The organism is Paenisporosarcina sp. P4_D4 (assembly GCF_056401835.1).
On the sequence record NZ_JBFUIO010000248.1, the window covers coordinates 1 to 1,905 of the forward strand.

2 protein-coding genes are annotated in these 1,905 nt (G+C 33.0%); both read right to left on the bottom strand.

All coding sequences use genetic code 11. The features are described 5' to 3' along the window. Positions 1 to 377: 377 nt before the first annotated feature. Positions 378 to 1,007, bottom strand: a complete 630-nt coding sequence (locus AC1DSL_RS17690; protein ID WP_477533237.1) for a histidine phosphatase family protein — start codon at positions 1,005 to 1,007, stop codon at positions 378 to 380. Positions 1,008 to 1,612: 605 nt separating this feature from the next. Further along, the coding region (locus AC1DSL_RS17695) for a hypothetical protein (RefSeq protein ID WP_477533238.1) at positions 1,613 to 1,905 on the bottom strand (293 nt) is incomplete at its 5' end.

The window sequence follows — 1,905 nt, forward strand, 5'->3', positions numbered from 1 at the left end:
GCATAATTTCATGAAGCACAATTCTTAATTGTCAAAGTGAACGTCTAATGTATTACGTTCACTTTGATTTTAAAAACCTCATTTACCTATGATACGGTTCTTCGTCCTTAATCTTAAACGAATTCTATTTATTCAAGAATCTGGCCCGATTGCTGAAAGAAAAATCCTGCATATCAACTCAGGGTTTTGATCAAAATTTTATAAATTATCGGTTAAAGTTTTTTCAAAACGATGCGTCTTTTTTACAAACGTCGCGACTTTATGCAAAACATCTTAACTTTATTTCAAAGCTACACCTATCCTTATTCTTACTCATTAACCTGCCCCGTTAGTTCAATATGAAAAAGGCTTTACCTCTTATTGAAGTAAAGCACCCGTTAGTTGAATAAATCAAAATGGGATGTATCATTAAATTTATTTACAACATTTTGTTGAAAACTATTTTGACTTAGAACTGTAATACCACCTACTGACGAGGAAAAGTATGCATTAACTATCATTTCTGCCTCAAATTTCATCCACCAAGCAAGCAAGTACCCCAAAGTTCCTCCATGTGTGACAATCAACAGGTTTTTATTCTTTTCCGATTCATATATTCTATCCATGGTATCGCAAACCCGACTATAAAATTGTCGCCAACTCTCACCATCTTGAAATTCCTGATAATCTAAATCAAATCCACTTCTTGTTCGGGGATTTCTATTTGCTCTTGCCCAATCCTTTGTTTTTCCTGCCGCAACACCGGTATTTATTTCACGAAGTCCTTTATCTTGAATGATATCTAAACCTAATTGTGTTCCAACTATCTCTGCTGTTTGTGACGCTCTCAATAAGTCAGAAGAATATAAGGCATAAACGTTATTATCTACAAATTCTTTTAATTTCTCACCTATAATTTTTGCTTGTTTTCTACCTAATTCAGTTAAAGGTGTATCTGTCCATCCACCTGACATATTATTTATATGATGCTCTGATTGACAATGCTGAATCAAGATAATGTTGCTCATTCCATTTTCCCTCCTACAAGATATTTTTACTGCCTTCTTATGTATCTAAATTAAACAATTCTGTCCCTTTAGTGAATAGGAAAAATATGTTGAAAATAACAACTCAATGACCTTTCAGTAAAGCATCTCGTAAGTGAAATAAGAAAGATTGATATTCGAAAATCTACACTAATATTTACTAATTCGTTATTCTTTTAATAATATCTTCTTATTCAACTAACCTGCCCCGTTAGTTCAATAAGAAAAAAAGAGCTGTCTTAGCAGCTCAATGAATGACAATAACTTAACTCAACTACCACTAGATTAGTAAATATTGACGGAAGCTAAAATAGCTATAGTCCACATAATGAAAAGAAATGATATTGTGAGCCAAATCGTGTTTTTAGATGTATCTTGCTCATTTTTCACTTTTTTCATTATAGTAACGAGATTAAGACAAAACACAATGGACAATACAGGGATTAAGAACCAACCTAAATACAAAAATGGAATGATCATTTATTAGTTCCTTCCCAAATTATGGCACTCTAATGTATTATTCTATGTTTTACTTTGTCAAAATCGTCCAATTCATCACCTGCCCCGTTGGTTGAAGTACTTTTGGATTACTCTCCCAGTTGAAGTAAATATCTTATTTCTATTCCGTTATTTTCTACTATGAGAATATCTCTTCTTTCTTTTGGTGCGAAAATTTTCGTTCCCAGAGGTAAATCACTTGCCATACCTTCTTCAATTTCCCCAATTATCTCATCTTTTGCCAATTCTACTTCCTCTATCCAACCAATTCCCCTTACATAAACTTTATCATTGAGTTCAAAATAGTCTGCTTCAGGATTTTCCTTCAACACTTGTTTTTTAGTTAAATAACCTGGTGTTTCTTTACCTGGAACACCAGGAC